The 14,158-nt window shown below is 66.3% G+C and carries 17 protein-coding genes; 10 read left to right on the forward strand and 7 right to left on the reverse strand.

Annotated features, from left to right (window positions below):
• Nucleotides 1-22 precede the first annotated feature (22 nt).
• Both pdxA and rsmA read left to right on the forward strand, forming a co-directional pair.
• On the forward strand, nucleotides 23-1,129 hold the full coding sequence (gene pdxA / locus ACEN9O_RS11230; protein ID WP_495618458.1) for a 4-hydroxythreonine-4-phosphate dehydrogenase PdxA: 1,107 nt from the start codon (nucleotides 23-25) through the stop codon (nucleotides 1,127-1,129).
• Nucleotides 1,126-1,896: a 16S rRNA (adenine(1518)-N(6)/adenine(1519)-N(6))-dimethyltransferase RsmA gene (gene rsmA, locus ACEN9O_RS11235; RefSeq protein WP_495617621.1), complete on the forward strand. Its 771-nt coding sequence runs from the start codon at nucleotides 1,126-1,128 to the stop codon at nucleotides 1,894-1,896. Before pdxA ends, rsmA begins: the two co-directional genes overlap by 4 nt.
• A gap of 281 nt (nucleotides 1,897-2,177) precedes the next feature.
• Here the strand turns inward: rsmA and ACEN9O_RS11240 are convergent, their stop codons facing one another.
• From ACEN9O_RS11240 to ACEN9O_RS11250, 3 genes are all read right to left on the reverse strand, one after another.
• A complete protein-coding gene (locus ACEN9O_RS11240) occupies nucleotides 2,178-2,837 on the reverse strand; it encodes a hypothetical protein (protein ID WP_495617622.1) in 660 nt (219 codons plus the stop codon).
• 58 nt (nucleotides 2,838-2,895) lie between these two features.
• The gene (locus ACEN9O_RS11245; protein WP_495617623.1) at nucleotides 2,896-3,501 is read right to left on the reverse strand and encodes a hypothetical protein; all 606 of its coding nucleotides are present in this window, start codon (nucleotides 3,499-3,501) and stop codon (nucleotides 2,896-2,898) included.
• A gap of 143 nt (nucleotides 3,502-3,644) precedes the next feature.
• Entirely contained in the window at nucleotides 3,645-5,081 is a 1,437-nt protein-coding gene (locus ACEN9O_RS11250) for a metallophosphoesterase family protein (protein WP_495617624.1), read from the reverse strand.
• Between the two features lie 106 nt (nucleotides 5,082-5,187).
• Here ACEN9O_RS11250 and ACEN9O_RS11255 point away from each other — a divergent pair, with 106 nt between their 5' ends.
• Nucleotides 5,188-5,895, forward strand: a complete 708-nt coding sequence (locus ACEN9O_RS11255; protein ID WP_495617625.1) for an HAD family hydrolase — start codon at nucleotides 5,188-5,190, stop codon at nucleotides 5,893-5,895.
• Between the two features lie 68 nt (nucleotides 5,896-5,963).
• Nucleotides 5,964-6,980 (forward strand): heat-inducible transcriptional repressor HrcA, encoded by a 1,017-nt coding sequence (gene hrcA, locus ACEN9O_RS11260; RefSeq protein WP_495617626.1) that lies wholly within the window; start codon nucleotides 5,964-5,966, stop codon nucleotides 6,978-6,980.
• Nucleotides 6,981-7,058: 78 nt separating this feature from the next.
• Here the strand turns inward: hrcA and fur are convergent, their stop codons facing one another.
• Nucleotides 7,059-7,487 (reverse strand): ferric iron uptake transcriptional regulator, encoded by a 429-nt coding sequence (gene fur, locus ACEN9O_RS11265; protein ID WP_495617627.1) that lies wholly within the window; start codon nucleotides 7,485-7,487, stop codon nucleotides 7,059-7,061.
• Nucleotides 7,488-7,753: 266 nt separating this feature from the next.
• On the opposite strand from fur, the gene ACEN9O_RS11270 reads away from it, so the two are divergent.
• The 5 genes from ACEN9O_RS11270 to ACEN9O_RS11290 all read left to right on the forward strand — a co-directional run bounded on the left by ACEN9O_RS11270 (nucleotide 7,754) and on the right by ACEN9O_RS11290 (nucleotide 10,750).
• Nucleotides 7,754-8,404, forward strand: a complete 651-nt coding sequence (locus ACEN9O_RS11270) for an outer membrane protein assembly factor BamE (RefSeq protein WP_495617628.1) — start codon at nucleotides 7,754-7,756, stop codon at nucleotides 8,402-8,404.
• Nucleotides 8,405-8,420: 16 nt separating this feature from the next.
• Nucleotides 8,421-9,227, forward strand: coding sequence for a 4-hydroxy-tetrahydrodipicolinate reductase (gene dapB, locus ACEN9O_RS11275; protein ID WP_495617629.1), 807 nt, complete (start codon nucleotides 8,421-8,423; stop codon nucleotides 9,225-9,227).
• Nucleotides 9,227-9,901 carry a MotA/TolQ/ExbB proton channel family protein gene (locus ACEN9O_RS11280; RefSeq protein ID WP_495617630.1) on the forward strand — a complete coding sequence of 225 codons (675 nt, stop codon included), beginning with the start codon at nucleotides 9,227-9,229 and terminating at the stop codon, nucleotides 9,899-9,901. Before dapB ends, ACEN9O_RS11280 begins: the two co-directional genes overlap by 1 nt.
• Before the next feature lie 85 nt (nucleotides 9,902-9,986).
• A complete protein-coding gene (locus ACEN9O_RS11285) occupies nucleotides 9,987-10,424 on the forward strand; it encodes an ExbD/TolR family protein (protein WP_495617631.1) in 438 nt (145 codons plus the stop codon).
• The gene (locus ACEN9O_RS11290) at nucleotides 10,424-10,750 is read left to right on the forward strand and encodes a barstar family protein (protein ID WP_495617632.1); all 327 of its coding nucleotides are present in this window, start codon (nucleotides 10,424-10,426) and stop codon (nucleotides 10,748-10,750) included. The genes ACEN9O_RS11285 and ACEN9O_RS11290 overlap by 1 nt, the downstream gene beginning before the upstream one ends.
• Here the strand turns inward: ACEN9O_RS11290 and map are convergent.
• The 3 genes from map to ACEN9O_RS11305 form a co-directional block, all read right to left on the reverse strand.
• Nucleotides 10,737-11,576, reverse strand: coding sequence for a type I methionyl aminopeptidase (map, locus tag ACEN9O_RS11295; protein WP_495617633.1), 840 nt, complete (start codon nucleotides 11,574-11,576; stop codon nucleotides 10,737-10,739). The two genes, ACEN9O_RS11290 and map, sit on opposite strands and share 14 nt — an antisense overlap.
• Before the next feature lie 46 nt (nucleotides 11,577-11,622).
• Entirely contained in the window at nucleotides 11,623-11,988 is a 366-nt protein-coding gene (locus tag ACEN9O_RS11300; protein WP_495617634.1) for a VOC family protein, read from the reverse strand.
• A gap of 78 nt (nucleotides 11,989-12,066) precedes the next feature.
• Nucleotides 12,067-12,819 carry a DUF6597 domain-containing transcriptional factor gene (locus ACEN9O_RS11305; protein WP_495617635.1) on the reverse strand — a complete coding sequence of 251 codons (753 nt, stop codon included), beginning with the start codon at nucleotides 12,817-12,819 and terminating at the stop codon, nucleotides 12,067-12,069.
• 280 nt (nucleotides 12,820-13,099) lie between these two features.
• Here ACEN9O_RS11305 and ACEN9O_RS11310 point away from each other — a divergent pair, with 280 nt between their 5' ends.
• Nucleotides 13,100-14,110 carry an IS110 family RNA-guided transposase gene (locus tag ACEN9O_RS11310; RefSeq protein ID WP_495612909.1) on the forward strand — a complete coding sequence of 337 codons (1,011 nt, stop codon included), beginning with the start codon at nucleotides 13,100-13,102 and terminating at the stop codon, nucleotides 14,108-14,110.
• Nucleotides 14,111-14,158 lie beyond the last annotated feature (48 nt).

The following is a 14,158-nucleotide window of genomic DNA, read 5'->3' on the forward strand; positions in this document are numbered from 1 at the left end:
GAGAGCACGCGTGAGCGCCACTTTGCACACCGGGCGCAGCGCGCTGCGTCCCGCCCGCCGCACCACCGGCGGCCGCCCGGCGATCGCCGTCACCGTCGGCGAGCCGGCCGGCGTCGGTCCGGAAATCTCGATCCGCGCCGCCTGGGCGCGCCGCCACGACGTCAACTGCGTGCTGCTGGGCGACGCCGCCTTCCTGGCCATGACGGCCAGCTACATCGATCCCGACATCAAATTGTCGGCGCTGTCGCTGCAGGCGGTGCGCCACGGCGGCCTGCCGCAGTTCGGCCCGGAGCGCATCAGCGTGATCGACGTGCCGCTGGCGGCCCACGTCGTGCCCGGCAAGCTGGACAAGGAAAACGGCCGCAGCGTGCTGGCCACGCTGGACGCCGCCATCGAAGGCGTGCGGGCCGGCTGGTTCGAGGCGGTGGTCACCGCGCCGCTGCAAAAGAGCACCATCAACGACGCCGGCGTGCCGTTCTCCGGCCACACCGAATACTTCGCCGACCAGACCGGCACCGCGCAGGTGGTGATGATGCTGGCGGGCCAGCCGCTGGCGCCGGCCGGCAAGCCGCTGCCGCCGCCGCTGCGGGTGGCGCTGGCCACCACCCACCTGCCGTTGAAGGACGTGGCCGCCGCGCTGAGCCAGGACGGGCTGGCGCGCGTGCTCGACATCATTGACCATGATTTGAAAACCAAGTTCGGCATCGCCGCCCCGCGCATCCTGGTGTGCGGCCTGAACCCGCACGCGGGCGAGGGCGGCTACCTGGGGCGCGAGGACATCGACGTCATCGCGCCGGCCATCGCGGCGGCGCAGGCGCGCGGCATCGCCGCCAGCGGCCCGTATCCGGCCGACACGCTGTTCCAGCCCAAATACCTGCAGGGCGCCGACTGCGTGCTGGCCATGTACCACGACCAGGGCCTGCCGGTGCTGAAGTACGCCACCTTCGGCCAGGGCGTCAACATCACGCTGGGCCTGCCGCTGATCCGCACCTCGGTCGACCACGGCACCGCGCTGGACCTGGCGGCCAAGGGCCTGGGCCTGGCCGACTGCGGCAGCATGGCCACCGCGATCGACACCGCGGTGGCCATGGCCGCCTCCTCCTCACCTCTCCAACCAGAACAACCATGAAACACGTCGCCCGCAAACGCTTCGGCCAAAACTTTTTACACGATAAATACGTCCTCTCCAGCATCACCGAGGCGATCGCGCCGGCGCCGGACGACGCCATGGTCGAGATCGGGCCCGGCCTGGGCGCCATGACCGAGCAGCTGATGCGCACCCTGAAGCGGATGCACGTGGTCGAGCTCGACCGCGACCTGGTGGCGCGGCTGGAAAAGACCTACAACCCGGCCAAGCTGACCATCCACGCCGGCGACGCGCTCAAGTTCGACTTCGGCACGATACCGGTGGCGGCCGGGCAAAAGCTGCGCATCGTCGGCAACCTGCCGTACAACATCTCCAGCCCGCTGCTGTTCCACCTGGCGACGTTCGCGCCGCAGGTGCAGGACCAGCATTTCATGCTGCAGAAGGAAGTGGTGGAGCGCATGGTGGCCGAGCCGGGCAGCAAGACCTACGGCCGCCTGTCGGTGATGTTGCAATGGCGCTACGACATGTCGCTGTTGTTCGTGGTGCCGCCGGAGGCGTTCGACCCGCCGCCGAAGGTGGAATCGGCCATCGTGCGCATGATCCCGGTCGCCCAGCCGCTGGCGTGCGACGGCCCGACCCTGGAGGCGGTGGTGCTGAAGGCGTTCTCGCAGCGCCGCAAGGTGATCCGCAACTGCCTGGCCGGCATGTTCACCGAAGCGCAGATCGTCGAAGCCGGCATCGACCCGACCATGCGTCCGGAAACCATCGGCCTGGCCCAGTACGTGGCGCTGGCCAACCTGCTCAAATAAACAAGCGGGGGTCAAGTCTGACATTCGGACACGGCCTCTGCCGTAGGCGTTGCTACGGCAGAGGCCGTGTCCGAATGTCAGACTTGACCCCCCGCGCAAAAAAAAAGCCCGCTGGTGAAAGCGGGCTGAAATCCAATTCCTTTGCAAGAAGTGGAGGAGACAGGTGAAGTATGCTGCGGCGCGGTATATAACGCAAGTTTATTTTTCGAATATCCTGCATCATCAAAACGCATAACTGTGCCGCCGCCGCGCCGCGCAGGCCGCGCGGCGCTTCCCGCTCCTTACTTCGGTTTGCAGCTCAGTATCATGTTGCTGACGACGGCGCCGTTGACCACGCCGGTGTTGTTGGCCAGCGTACAGTCGATGTCGGTCGGCTGATACAGGATGGTCGCGCCATAGGCGAAGCCGTCCGCCACCGGCGCAAACGCGAACTCGCCGCTGCCCGGGGTGTTGGCGTAGGCCGAGTCGCTCGACACCACGATCTGGCCGCCGGTGGAACCGTTCAGCAGCGTCACCGTGCGCGGGTTGGCGGCCACGGCGGGCGTGGTGCCTGTCGCCGGCACGGCGTCACTGTAGGGGAACAGGCCGGTGAACTTGCCGCCCACCGAATAGCTGTTCTGGATGCAGTTGATCACCACGGCGATCGACACCGTGTGGCCGGCCGAGCCGGAGCTGCCGGAGACCGGCTGGCAGGTCTGGTGCGCAGGCTGGGTCAGCACGGTGACGTTGTAGTCGGTGCCGTAAGGGATTTGCCGGGGCATCGCGAACGTGGCGGAAGCGGCTGCCACGGGCAGGGTGTCGCTGCCGTTGGCCAGCACCAGGCCGGGGTTGGTCAGGCCGTTGATGGTGCCTTGCACGGCGAATTGGGCCTTGCCACCGCAGGCAGACAGCGCGGCGGCCAGCATCAGCGCCGCTACGGCGCTCACAGTCGAAAATTTCATCAATTACTCCAAAAAAAGGCGGATGGGCCGGCCGTGGTGTCGTGGGCCGGCGCCGGGATTACTGGCAGGTGACGGTCACGCCGAGGAAGTCCCCGGCCGGCATGTTGCCGACGTTGCTGGCCAGCGTGCAGGTCTGGGCCGGGTCCTTCGGCTGGGACAGGATGGTCACGCCGTAGGGCGAGCCGTCGCCGACCTTGTTGCCGAAAGTGAAGGAGACCGGCGCGCCGGCGGTGGCCGCCGGCAGCACGCTGACGGTGTCGGCGCCGTTGGCCAGGATCAGGCCCTTGCTGGTGAGGCCGGTCACGGTGCCGCCCAGCGTCCACGGGTTGGCCTGGCAGGTGAAGCCGATCGAGTACGAGGTGTAGGCGTTGGCCTTGCCGACGTTGCTGGTGCCGACCGGCGCGCAGCTGCCGCCGGTGGGCTGGGTGGAGACGATGATATTGAATTCCTCGTCCACCGCGGCCAGCTTGGTGAACACAAAGGTGCTGGTATTGACCGGGACGGGCAGCAGTTCGCCGGTCTTGGTATTCTTGAGCACCATGTCAGGCTTGGTCAGGCCGCTGACGGTGCCGGACAGGGCCAGGTTGCCGTTGTTGCCGCCGCAGGCGTTCAGCAGGGCGGCGCACACCAGGGCCAGGCCCGAACGCAGATACAAACTTTTCATAAAAATCTCTCTCCAAAACGAATAGGGCCCGGCAACAGCGGGTGCAGCATCTTACACGGAATGGGCCGTATTTTAGTGCATTTGGTAACGCCGGGGCCGCTAAGCGATGTAACAGCTTGTGACACCTGCGGCCGCCGCTGCGCCTAATTGGCCCGCGCCTCGACCTGCGCCACCTCGCAGCGCGACTGCCTGCCGTCGAGCCGGCAGGTGTTGCGCACCCGGCCTTGCAGGTCGTGCACCTGCACCCGCCACTGGTCGGCGCCCAGCCGCTCCATGGTCATGAAGCCGAAGCCGTCGACCCAGGAGCTGAACTGATCCACCACCGCGCCCGGGGCCGGCGTCACGCCGTCCGGCAGGCGCTCCGGCAGCGGCACGGTGTCCTCGGCGGTGCCGGAAAAGCCGGAGATGAACTGGCTCGGATGGCCGCTGGCAAAGCTGGCCTGCTCCCACAGGTGCACATGGCCGGACAGCATGGCCTGGATGCCGGCCGGCAGCAGCCGCGGGTTGAGCGAGCCGAACGCCTGCTGCAGGCCGGCATCGCCCGGCAGCAGCCGCGCCGTGCCGTCGCCCCTGCGGTCGGCGCCCATGCCCAGCAGCGGATGGTGGGTGATGCCGAGGTTGCGCGGCGCCCGCTGCGCCAACGCGTCCAGCTTGCGGTACAGGTCGCGGTATTGGTCGTAGCCCGGCTCGCCCGGCTTCAGGCCCTTCCAGGTGGTGTTGGCGGTGTCCAGCACCAGCAGCTGGGTGTCCTGGCCGATCGGCACGGCGTAGGGATCGCTGTAGTTGCCGGTGGCGTCGTCGGCCGCAAGCTTGCAGTCGCGGCCGGCCAGCAGCGGGCGCGGATCGAGCAGGCGCCAGTAGCCCTGGCCGCCGCGCAGGCAGTTCTCGTGGTTGCCGCGCGCCATGACCCACGGCGCCGCCCGCAGCAGCGCCGCGCCGGGCGCGAAGAAGTCGGCGTTCCAGGCGTCCCAGCCATAGCCCCACGGGCTGCCGGCGCAACCGGCGTTGCCGTCGGGGCAGGCGTTTTCGCGGTAGTGGTAGTCGCCCACGTGGATTACCAAGTCGGGCCGCCACGCCGCCGCCGCGGCCGCGATGGCGGCGAAGGGATAGTCGGCGCTGTGATTGCAGGCCTGGTAGCTGTGACTGTTCTTTTGCAGGCGGCAGCCGGTGTCGCCGAGCACGACGATGCGCTGCGGCGCCGCGACCGGCAAGGGCAGCGGCCGGCCCAGCACGCTCGCGTGGGCGGCGCCGGCCGGCAGCGGCGCCTCGCAGGTCAGCAGCGGGAAGGCGGCCGGCTTGGAATCGGCCGGCGCCGACGGCGTGCTGCGCAGCGGCAGCGTGGCGGCCGGCGCGCGCAGCGCCATCGCCTGCGGGCGCTGGTCGATCACGATGTCGGGGCAGGCGGGGGCGTCGACCAGCACGCGCGCCACGGCGGCGCCGTTCTCGCCCAGCACCACGAAGGAGGAAAATTCCGGCGCCGTGGCCGGTGCGGGGCCGACGGTGGCGCAGCCCGCCAGCACGGCGGTCAACAGGGGCGGCGCCCAGCGGCGGCAAGTCATCACAAACGTAGTCAAAGGCACGGCGGCTCCAGCAGGGGAATGCGATAATTTACCATGCCGCCGCCCCGCCATCCGCCTGCCGCGATCGGTGCGACAATACACGGATTCGCCATTTCGACCGACCGCCATGACCCCACGCCGCCCGCACGCCCTGCTGTTCGACCTTGACGACACCCTGTGGCCGATCGCCCCGGTGATCGCGGCGGCGGAAACCAGCTGGCACGCCTGGCTGGCCGCGCACGCGCCGCAGGTGACGCAGCGCTACTCGGTGGCCGAGCTGCGCGCGCGCCGCATGGCCTTGCTGGAGCAGCGGCCGGAGCTGGCGATCGACCTGTACCAGCTGCGCCGCGTGGCGCTGGAGCAGGCCTTCGCCGAGGCCGGCGCCGACGCCACCCACATCGACGGCGCCATGCGCCACTTCCGCGCGCGGCGCAACGCCGTCACGCCGTACGCCGACGTGCTGCCGGCGCTGGCCGAGCTGCAGGCCATGCTGCGGCTGGGCGTGATCACCAACGGCAACGCCGATCTTGAAGTCATCGGCCTGCACCACCATTTCGAGACCGTGCTGGCCTCGGCGCGCTTCGGCCGCGCCAAGCCCGATCCGGCCATCTTCCTGGCCGCCTGCGAGGCGATGGGGGTGGCGCCGCAGGACGCGGTCTACGTCGGCGACGACCTGCGGCTGGACGTGCAGGGCGCGCAGGGCGCGGGCCTGCGCGCGGTGTGGATGAACCGGACCGACAGCACGGCGCACCTGGAGGCGGGCATCGTCCCGGACGCCATCTGCGGCAGTTTCGACGCACTTCTGGCATGGCTGCGCGGGCAAATGCGGCATTGACGCCACGCCGCGGCCCCCGTCCGCCACAGAGCGTGCATAATAAGCAGAAATACCATCAGTGAATGAACATGCAACTCGAACCACGCGCACAAACCCTGCTCAAGGCCCTCGTCGAACGCTACATCGCGGACGGCCAGCCGGTGGGCTCGCGCGCCCTGTCCAAATTCTCCGGGCTGGACCTGTCGCCGGCCACCATCCGCAACATCATGGCCGACCTGGAGGAGCTGGGCTACGTCGCCAGCCCCCACACCTCGGCCGGCCGGGTGCCGACCCCGCGCGGCTACCGCATCTTTGTCGACACCCTGCTGACGGTGCAGCACCTCGACGAGCAATCGGTCGAGGGCCGCATGCGGCTGCAGGCGCCGCAGCCGCAGAAGATGATCGCCAACGCGGCGCAGATGCTGTCGTCGCTGTCGCAGTTCGCCGGCGTGGTGCTCAGTCCGCGGCGCGAATCGGTGTTCCAGCAGATCGAATTCCTGCGGCTGGGGGAGAAGCGCATCCTGCTGGTGATCGTCGGCCCGACCGGCGACGTGCAGAACCGGCTGCTGCTGACCGACGTCGACTACAGCCCGGCGCAGCTGGTGCAGTCGGCCAACTACATCAACCAGAACTACGGCGGCCTGGCCTTCGACGAGGTGCACACGCGGCTGCAAAGCGAAGTGCGCCAGCTGCGCGACGACATGGGACGCCTGATGCAGGCGGCGGTGGAGGCGGGCAGCGAGGCGATGGCCGACAGCTCGGACGACATGGTCATCTCCGGCGAGCGCAACCTGCTGTCGGTGAGCGACCTGTCGTCGAACATGACGTCGCTGCGGCAGATGTTCGACATGTTCGAGCAGAAGACGGGATTGATGCAGCTGCTCGACGTGTCGAGCAAGGCCAGCGGCGTGCAGATCTACATCGGCGGCGAATCGAGCCTGGTGCCGATGGACGAGATGAGCGTGGTCACCGCGCCCTATATGGCCAACGGCAAGATCGTCGGCACCCTGGGAGTGATCGGCCCGACCCGCATGGCGTATGAGCGGGTGATACCGATCGTCGACATCACGGCCAAGCTGCTATCGAACGCGCTCAGCCACAATTGATGGTCTATGGATTCCCGCCTGCGCGGGAACGACGTCATTCCCGCGCAGGCGGGAATCCATGCTGAGCTGGCTTGCCCATTACGGCCGGTGCGGGCAGGCGGCCTTGGTGCAGTTGCCGTAGATCGCCAGCGCATGCTCGGCGATGCGGAAGCCGCGCTCCTTGGCCACCATCTGCTGGCGCGATTCGATTTCCTCATCGAAGAATTCTTCCACCCGGCCGCAATCGAGGCACACCAGGTGATCGTGGTGCGAACCCTCGTTGAGCTCGAAGATCGCCTTGCCCGTCTCGAAGTGGTTGCGGTTGAGCAGGCCGGCCTGCTCGAACTGGGTCAGCACCCGGTACACGGTCGCCAGGCCCACATCCATATTGTCGGACAGCAGAATCTTGTAGACATCCTCGGCGGTCAGGTGGCGCACTTCGCTGTTCTGGAAGATGTCCAGGATCTTGAGGCGGGGCAGGGTGGCTTTGAGGCCGCTGGCCTTCAGGTCGGTGGGATTGTTGCTCATGGTGGCGACTCTTATGTTGTTTGCGATAGCTAGCCCACAGTTTAACGCACTCCGGCAGCCGCCGCACCATCGGCGCCCGCAGGCGCCCCGCCGCGTGAAATTTACATTTGCAATGTTTTACAATTAATCTTTATAAAACAAGGACATAGTTGGCGATTTGCTGGATAATGCGAACTCCCGGCGTGCCCGCGCAGCCCCATCTCGCACCTTGTGCTTTATGATATAGCGTTTTTCGGCACTTCCGCTCGATCAGATTGAGGACAACCATGCGCGTCACCCAGGCTTTATCGCAGTCTTTGTTGCACCGTTTCACCCGCCGCGCGCCGCTGCTGGCCGGCGCTGTTTGCGTCGCGCTGGCCGCGGGCGGCTGCGCGTCCAACACCACGCTGGGCGAGAAATCGACCGACGTGAAGGAAACCGGCACGACGCTGGACGCCAACAAGGGCGCGCAAACGACCACCATCACCAAGCTGCAGAAGTTCATGTGGTTCTTCTCGCCGTATCGTCCGGACATCCAGCAGGGTAACTTCGTCTCCGAGGAGATGCTGTCGCAACTGAAGACCGGCATGACGCGCGAGCAGGTCCGCTTCATCTTCGGCACCGCGCTGCTGACCGACCCCTTCCACGCCGACCGCTGGGACTACGCCTTCCGCATGGCCAAGGGCAACGGCGAAATCACCACCAGCCGCGTGATCGTGTTCTTCGACAAGGATGGCAAGGTGGCGCGCTGGGAGGGCGGCAACCTGCCGACCGAAAAAGACTACATCGCCCGCATCGCCGGCCCGGCGCCCAAGGTCAAGAAGGACCTGAGCGTTCCGGACGCGCGTCCGGTCGGCAATACCGCGACCATCCCGGCCGGCAGCGACAACGCCGCCGCCTCGCCGGTTGGCGTCACGGTGAACAACGACAAGAAATAAGCACGAGGACAGACGCATGACAGACCTGAACATCGCCATCGCCGGCGCCGGCGGCCGCATGGGCCGCATCCTGATCGAAGCGGTGCTCGACGCGCCCGACGCCCGCCTGTCCGGCGCGCTGGACCGCGCCGGCTCGGCCAACGTCGGCAGCGACGCCGCCGCCTTCCTCGGCAAGCCGGCCGGCGTGCTGGTGGAATCGGACCTGGCCAAGGGCCTGGCCGGCGCGCAATTCCTGATCGACTTCACCCGCCCCGAAGGCACGCTGGAGCACCTGGCGTATTGCGCCGAGCACGGCATCAAGATGATCATCGGCACCACCGGCTTCGACGAGGCGGGCAAGGCCGCCATCGCGGCGGCGGCCAAGAAAACCGCCATCGTGTTCTCGCCCAACTTCAGCGTCGGCGTCAACGTCACGCTCAAGCTGCTGCAGCAGGCGGCCAAGGCGCTGGCGGTGGGCTACGACATCGAAGTGATCGAAGCCCACCACCGCCACAAGGTCGACGCCCCGTCCGGCACCGCGCTGAAGATGGGCGAAGTGCTGGCCGACGCACTGGGCCGCGATCTGAAGGATTGCGCGGTCTACGCGCGCGAAGGCGTGACCGGCGAGCGCGACCCGTCGTCGATCGGCTTCGCCACCATCCGCGGCGGCGACATCGTTGGCGACCACACGGTGCTGTTCGCCGGCACCGGCGAGCGCATCGAGATCAGCCACAAGTCCAGCAGCCGCGTCACCTACGCGCACGGCTCGCTGCGCGCCTGCCGCTTCCTGGCCGACAAGGCCACCGGCCTGTACGACATGAACGACGTGCTGGCGCTGAACTGATGATGCCCAACCACTTCACCCTGGCCAGCTACTGGGAACAGGGCGACACCATCAGCCACATCGTGGCGTTGGTGTTGCTGGCGATGTCGCTGGTGAGCTGGTTCTTCATCCTGGCCAAGAGCTACGCCGCCTGGCGCATCCGCCGCAGCGCGCCGGCCGTGCAGGCGTTCTGGGAGGCGCCGTCGATGCAGGACGGCGTCGCCGCCTTGACGCTGGCCGATCCCGAACAAGTGTTCTTGCCGCTGGCGCAACAGGGCGCAGCGCAGCTGAAGACTGCCGGGCGCGCCTCGCTGGGTGGCGAGATGGGCCATGCGGCCCAGGTCACGCGCGTGCTGCGCGTGGCGATCCAGCAATCCACCAACCGCCTTGAAGGCGGCCTGACCCTGCTGGCGTCGATCGGCGCCACCGCGCCGTTTGTCGGCCTGCTGGGCACGGTGTGGGGCATCTACCATGCGCTGGCCAATGTGTCGGCCAGTGGCACGGTGCAGATCGACAAGGTGGCCGGCCCGGTGGGCGAGGCGCTGATCATGACCGCCATCGGCCTGACGGTGGCGATTCCCGCCGTCCTGGCGTATAACGGATTCAACCGCGTCAACCGGCTGACCCTGGCCGAGCTGGACGCTTTCGCGCACGACCTGCACGCCTACCTGACTAACGGAGGGGGTCAAGTCTGACATTCGGACACGAGCTCTGCCGTAGCGGGACCGCTACGGCAGAGCTCGTGTCCGAATGTCAGACTTGACCCCATTGGGAGCTAGTATGAGTTTTGGTGCATTCAACCACCACCGCAATCCGGGGCCGATGGCCGACATCAACGTCACGCCGATGGTGGACGTGATGCTGGTGCTGCTGGTGATCTTCATCCTCAGCGCGCCGATGTTCACCCACGCCGTCAAGCTGGACCTGCCGAAGGCGCAGGCCCAGGCCAATCCACAGCAGGCGGCCACGGTCACGCTGTCGATCGACGGCGCCGGCAAGATCTTCTGGAATAACGACCCGGTCGAGCAGAGCGTGCTGGAGGCGCGCCTGGTCGAGGCGGCCAAGCTGGAGCCGCAGCCCGAACTGCAACTGCGCGCCGACAAGGACACCCGCTACGAAGTGGTGGCCCAGGTGATGGCGGCCGCGCAGTCGAATGGATTAACCAAGCTGAGCTTCGTCACAGACGGCTCGGCGCCCCCCCAGAAAGAGAAAAAATAATGGCAACCGCAGAATTGAACGGCGCGGCGATCACCGATTTCGCCAGCTTCCACGCCGCCTGCAAGGCCGCGCTGGGCTTCCCCGACAGCTACGGCAACACCATGGACGCCTGGGTCGATTGCCTGAGCTACCTGCGCGACGAGGACGGCATGAGCAAGTTCCGCCTGAAGCCGAACGAGGTGCTGGACATCGTCATCACGGGCGCGGAGGCCATGAAGGCCGCCGTGCCGGATATCCTGGAAGAGGTGACATACTGCGTGGCCGGCATCAACGAGCGCTACGAAGACTACGGCGAGAAGCCGGCCCTGAAGCTTACGCTGCGCTAGCGGCGGCTGCCCCGGCCGGCACCGCGTTCGGGATCTGCGCCTTGGCGCCGGTCTCGCCCGGGGCCAGGGTCAGCACCTCGAAGCCGGTCTCGGTCACCAGCACCATGTGCTCCCACTGCGCCGACAGCGATTTGTCGCGCGTCTCGACGGTCCAGCCGTCGCTCAATTCCCTGGTCGCCGCCTTGCCGGCGTTGATCATCGGTTCGATCGTGAACAGCATGCCCGGCTTGAGCACCACGCCCTGGCCCGGACGGCCGTAGTGCGCCACCTGCGGCTCCTCGTGATACACCATGCCGATGCCGTGGCCGCAGTAGTCCAATACCACGCTGTAGCCGGCCTTCTCGGCGATGGTCTGGATCGCGAAGCCGACGTCGCCCAGGGTGGCGCGCGGCTTGACGGCGCGGATGCCGGCCCACATCGCCGCATAGGTGGTCTCCACCAGCTTGCGCGCCGACTTCGACGGCTCGCCGACGTAGTACATGCGGCTGGTGTCGCCATGCCAGCCGTCGCGGATGACGGCGACGTCGATGTTGATGATGTCGCCATCCTTGAGGATGTGGTCGGCCGCCGGAATGCCGTGGCACACCACGTGGTTGACCGAGCTGCACACGGTGGCCGGGAAGCCGCCATAGCCGACGTTGGCCGGGATCGCCTGCTGCACGTTGACGATGTAGTCGTTGCACAGCTGGTCGAGGTAGGCCGTGCTGACGCCCGCCTTGATGTGCGGTGCGATCATGGTCAGCACGTCGGCCGCCAGCTGGGCAGCGACGCGTGCCAGGACGATTTGCTCGGGCGACTTGATCAGATTGGCGTTACGGCGGGACATGGTGCGACCTCTTTCATTTTCGGAGCCGCGTATACTGCCACATCTGCTAGCGCACCGCTGTCAAATCGAAATGCGGGTTGTCGATCAGGCAAAGCAGATTGCCGAACGGGTCGGCCAGTTCGACCGTCTTGATGCTCTCGCCGACGTCCTGGATGGCGCCGTGCACGGTGGCGCCCAGCGCGACGATGCGCTCGACTTCGGCGGCGATATCGTCCACTCCCCAGTAGACCATACTGCCGGTCTGGCCCGGCTTGCCGTCCGGGATCAGGCCCAGCTCGAAGCCGCCGATGTTGAAGCCGACGTAGAACGGCTGGTCGAAGTAGGGCGCGGTATCGAACACCTTGCTGTACCAGGCCTTGGCGGCCGCCAGGTCGGTGACCGGATAGGCCACGGTGCGTAATCCCTTGATCATGCTTGTCTCCACAGAGATGTTGAAAACATCATCTTGGCACAACGGTCGCCGGCGCGATTGTAAAAATGGAAGCCAGGCCTAGGCTGCCAGCAGGAAGCGCTCCGGCGCGCTGCCGGCGAACTCCTGGAAATCGTGGATCAGGTGCGACTGGTCGAAATAGCCGCATTCCAGCGCCAGTTGCGCCCAGTCCGGCGACGGCGCGGCCTTGAGCGCGGCCGCGGCCCGGCGGAAGCGGCAGATGCGCGCATACAGCTTGGGCGACAGCCCGACCCGCGCGCGGAACAGCGCCGCCATGTGCTGGCGTGAGACGCCCAGCTGCGCCGCCAGCTGCTCGATGCGCAGCGCGCCGTCGCTGGCGTCCAGCGCGGCCAGCGCGCGGCGGATCAGCAAGTCGCCCGGATCGCCCGGCATGCCGGCCGCGCGCAGCCGCAGCAACAGCTGATGCTCGATCAGGGCGATGCGTTCGCGGTCGGACAGCTCGCAGGTCCACAGCGCATCGGCCAGCCGCTCGGCGTCGCCGCGGCCCCACAGCTGGTCGATATCGGCCCGCTGGTCGGTCAGCGCATGCAGCGGCGCCGCCAGGAAGACGCCCGCCGCGCCGGGCTTGAAGCGCACCGCCACCGTCCGCAGCGGCCCGTCGCTGGCGACCAGGATGGCGCTGCTCATCATGCCGACCGCGAAGCCGGGCTGGCCGCCGTCCTGCCAGAGAATATCGACGCAGTTATCCGGCAGCACCCGGTGCGTATGGGCGCCGCCGGGCGCGCAGGCGGCCCACATGCACTCGACATGCGCCGCCAGCGCCGGATGGGGAGGATATTCGCGGTAATACATCCACCCAGTATACCCGGGGTCAAGTCTGACATTCGGACACGGCCTCTTCCGCATTGCAGCAGAGGCCGTGTCCGAATGTCAGACTTCGTATATTGAGCATACCGCATCTCCATCGGATAATAAGGAGGTAGGTGCGGCCAGGCGGAGTGACGCTGATCAGACTTAGTGCCGTGGAGCACGTGGGTCAGATAGGTGCCTCTGCCTGTTTCATTTGATAAGTCCGAACGGTATCTGGGGCCATCGCGCCAGCGCGTAAGCCCGCATACGAGGAAGGTCAAAAATGGATACGATATGCGCAGCGGTAGGTATTGATGTCAGCAAGAAGAAGTTAGATATTGCACTGCTGGTCAACGGAAAAACCAAGACCAAAGTGCTGGAAAATTCCGCCGAAGGCCATCGGGCAATGGTCGACTGGCTCACCAAATCCAAAGTTCCCCTGTCGGCAATGCATGCTTGCATGGAGGCGACCGGGGTCTATTCCGAGCCGTTGGCATTGGCGCTCCACCAGGCCGGGCTGGTGGTGAGCGTGGTCAATCCAGTCTGCATCAAGGGCTTCGGCCACAGCGAAAATATTCGCAACAAGAACGATACGATCGACGCCGGGCTGATTGCACGCTACTGCGTCGCGATGAAGCCCGCGCCCTGGAGTCCGCCGCCGCTGGAGCAGCGCCAGTTGCGGGCTTGGTCGCTGCGCGTCCAAGCCTTGAAGGACATTCGCCAGCAGGAAGAAAATCGGTTGGAGGCATTGATCATCAGCGGGATGGAGGACGTCGCGCAGCATGTGCGACAGCATGTCGCTTGGCTCAGCGTAGAAATAGAGAAGCTCGAAGGCGACATCGACGATCACATAGATCGCCATCCTGGCCTCAAGCACGATGCCGATCTGCTCGCCACCATACCTGGCGTCGGAACGACGACCGTGGCAAAAATACTGGGGCATTTGGGGGATATTCGCCGCTTTGACAGCGCGAAAACCTTCGCTGCCTTTCTTGGGGTAACGCCCAAACAACGCAGCTCTGGAAGCTCGCTGAGGGGACGAACGACGATCAGTCGAACCGGCAGCACCTCAATGCGCGCTGCCCTGTACATGCCGAGCTTGGTGGCGCGCCGACATAACCCCATCCTGCGGCAATTCGCCGAACGGCTTGCCGCGACCGGAATGGCAAAGAAAGCCGTGATCGGGGCAGTCATGCACAAGCTGGCTCACTTGATTTATGGGGTGATACGCAATGACAAGCCTTTCGATCCTAATTACTTATCGAAAGGGCTTGCCATTCAAGACGGTATCTGACCCCCTGGGTTATAATGTCCGGTTCATATACACTTATTGGCCGCACAC

It is taken from the genome of Duganella sp. Dugasp78 (assembly GCF_059491455.1).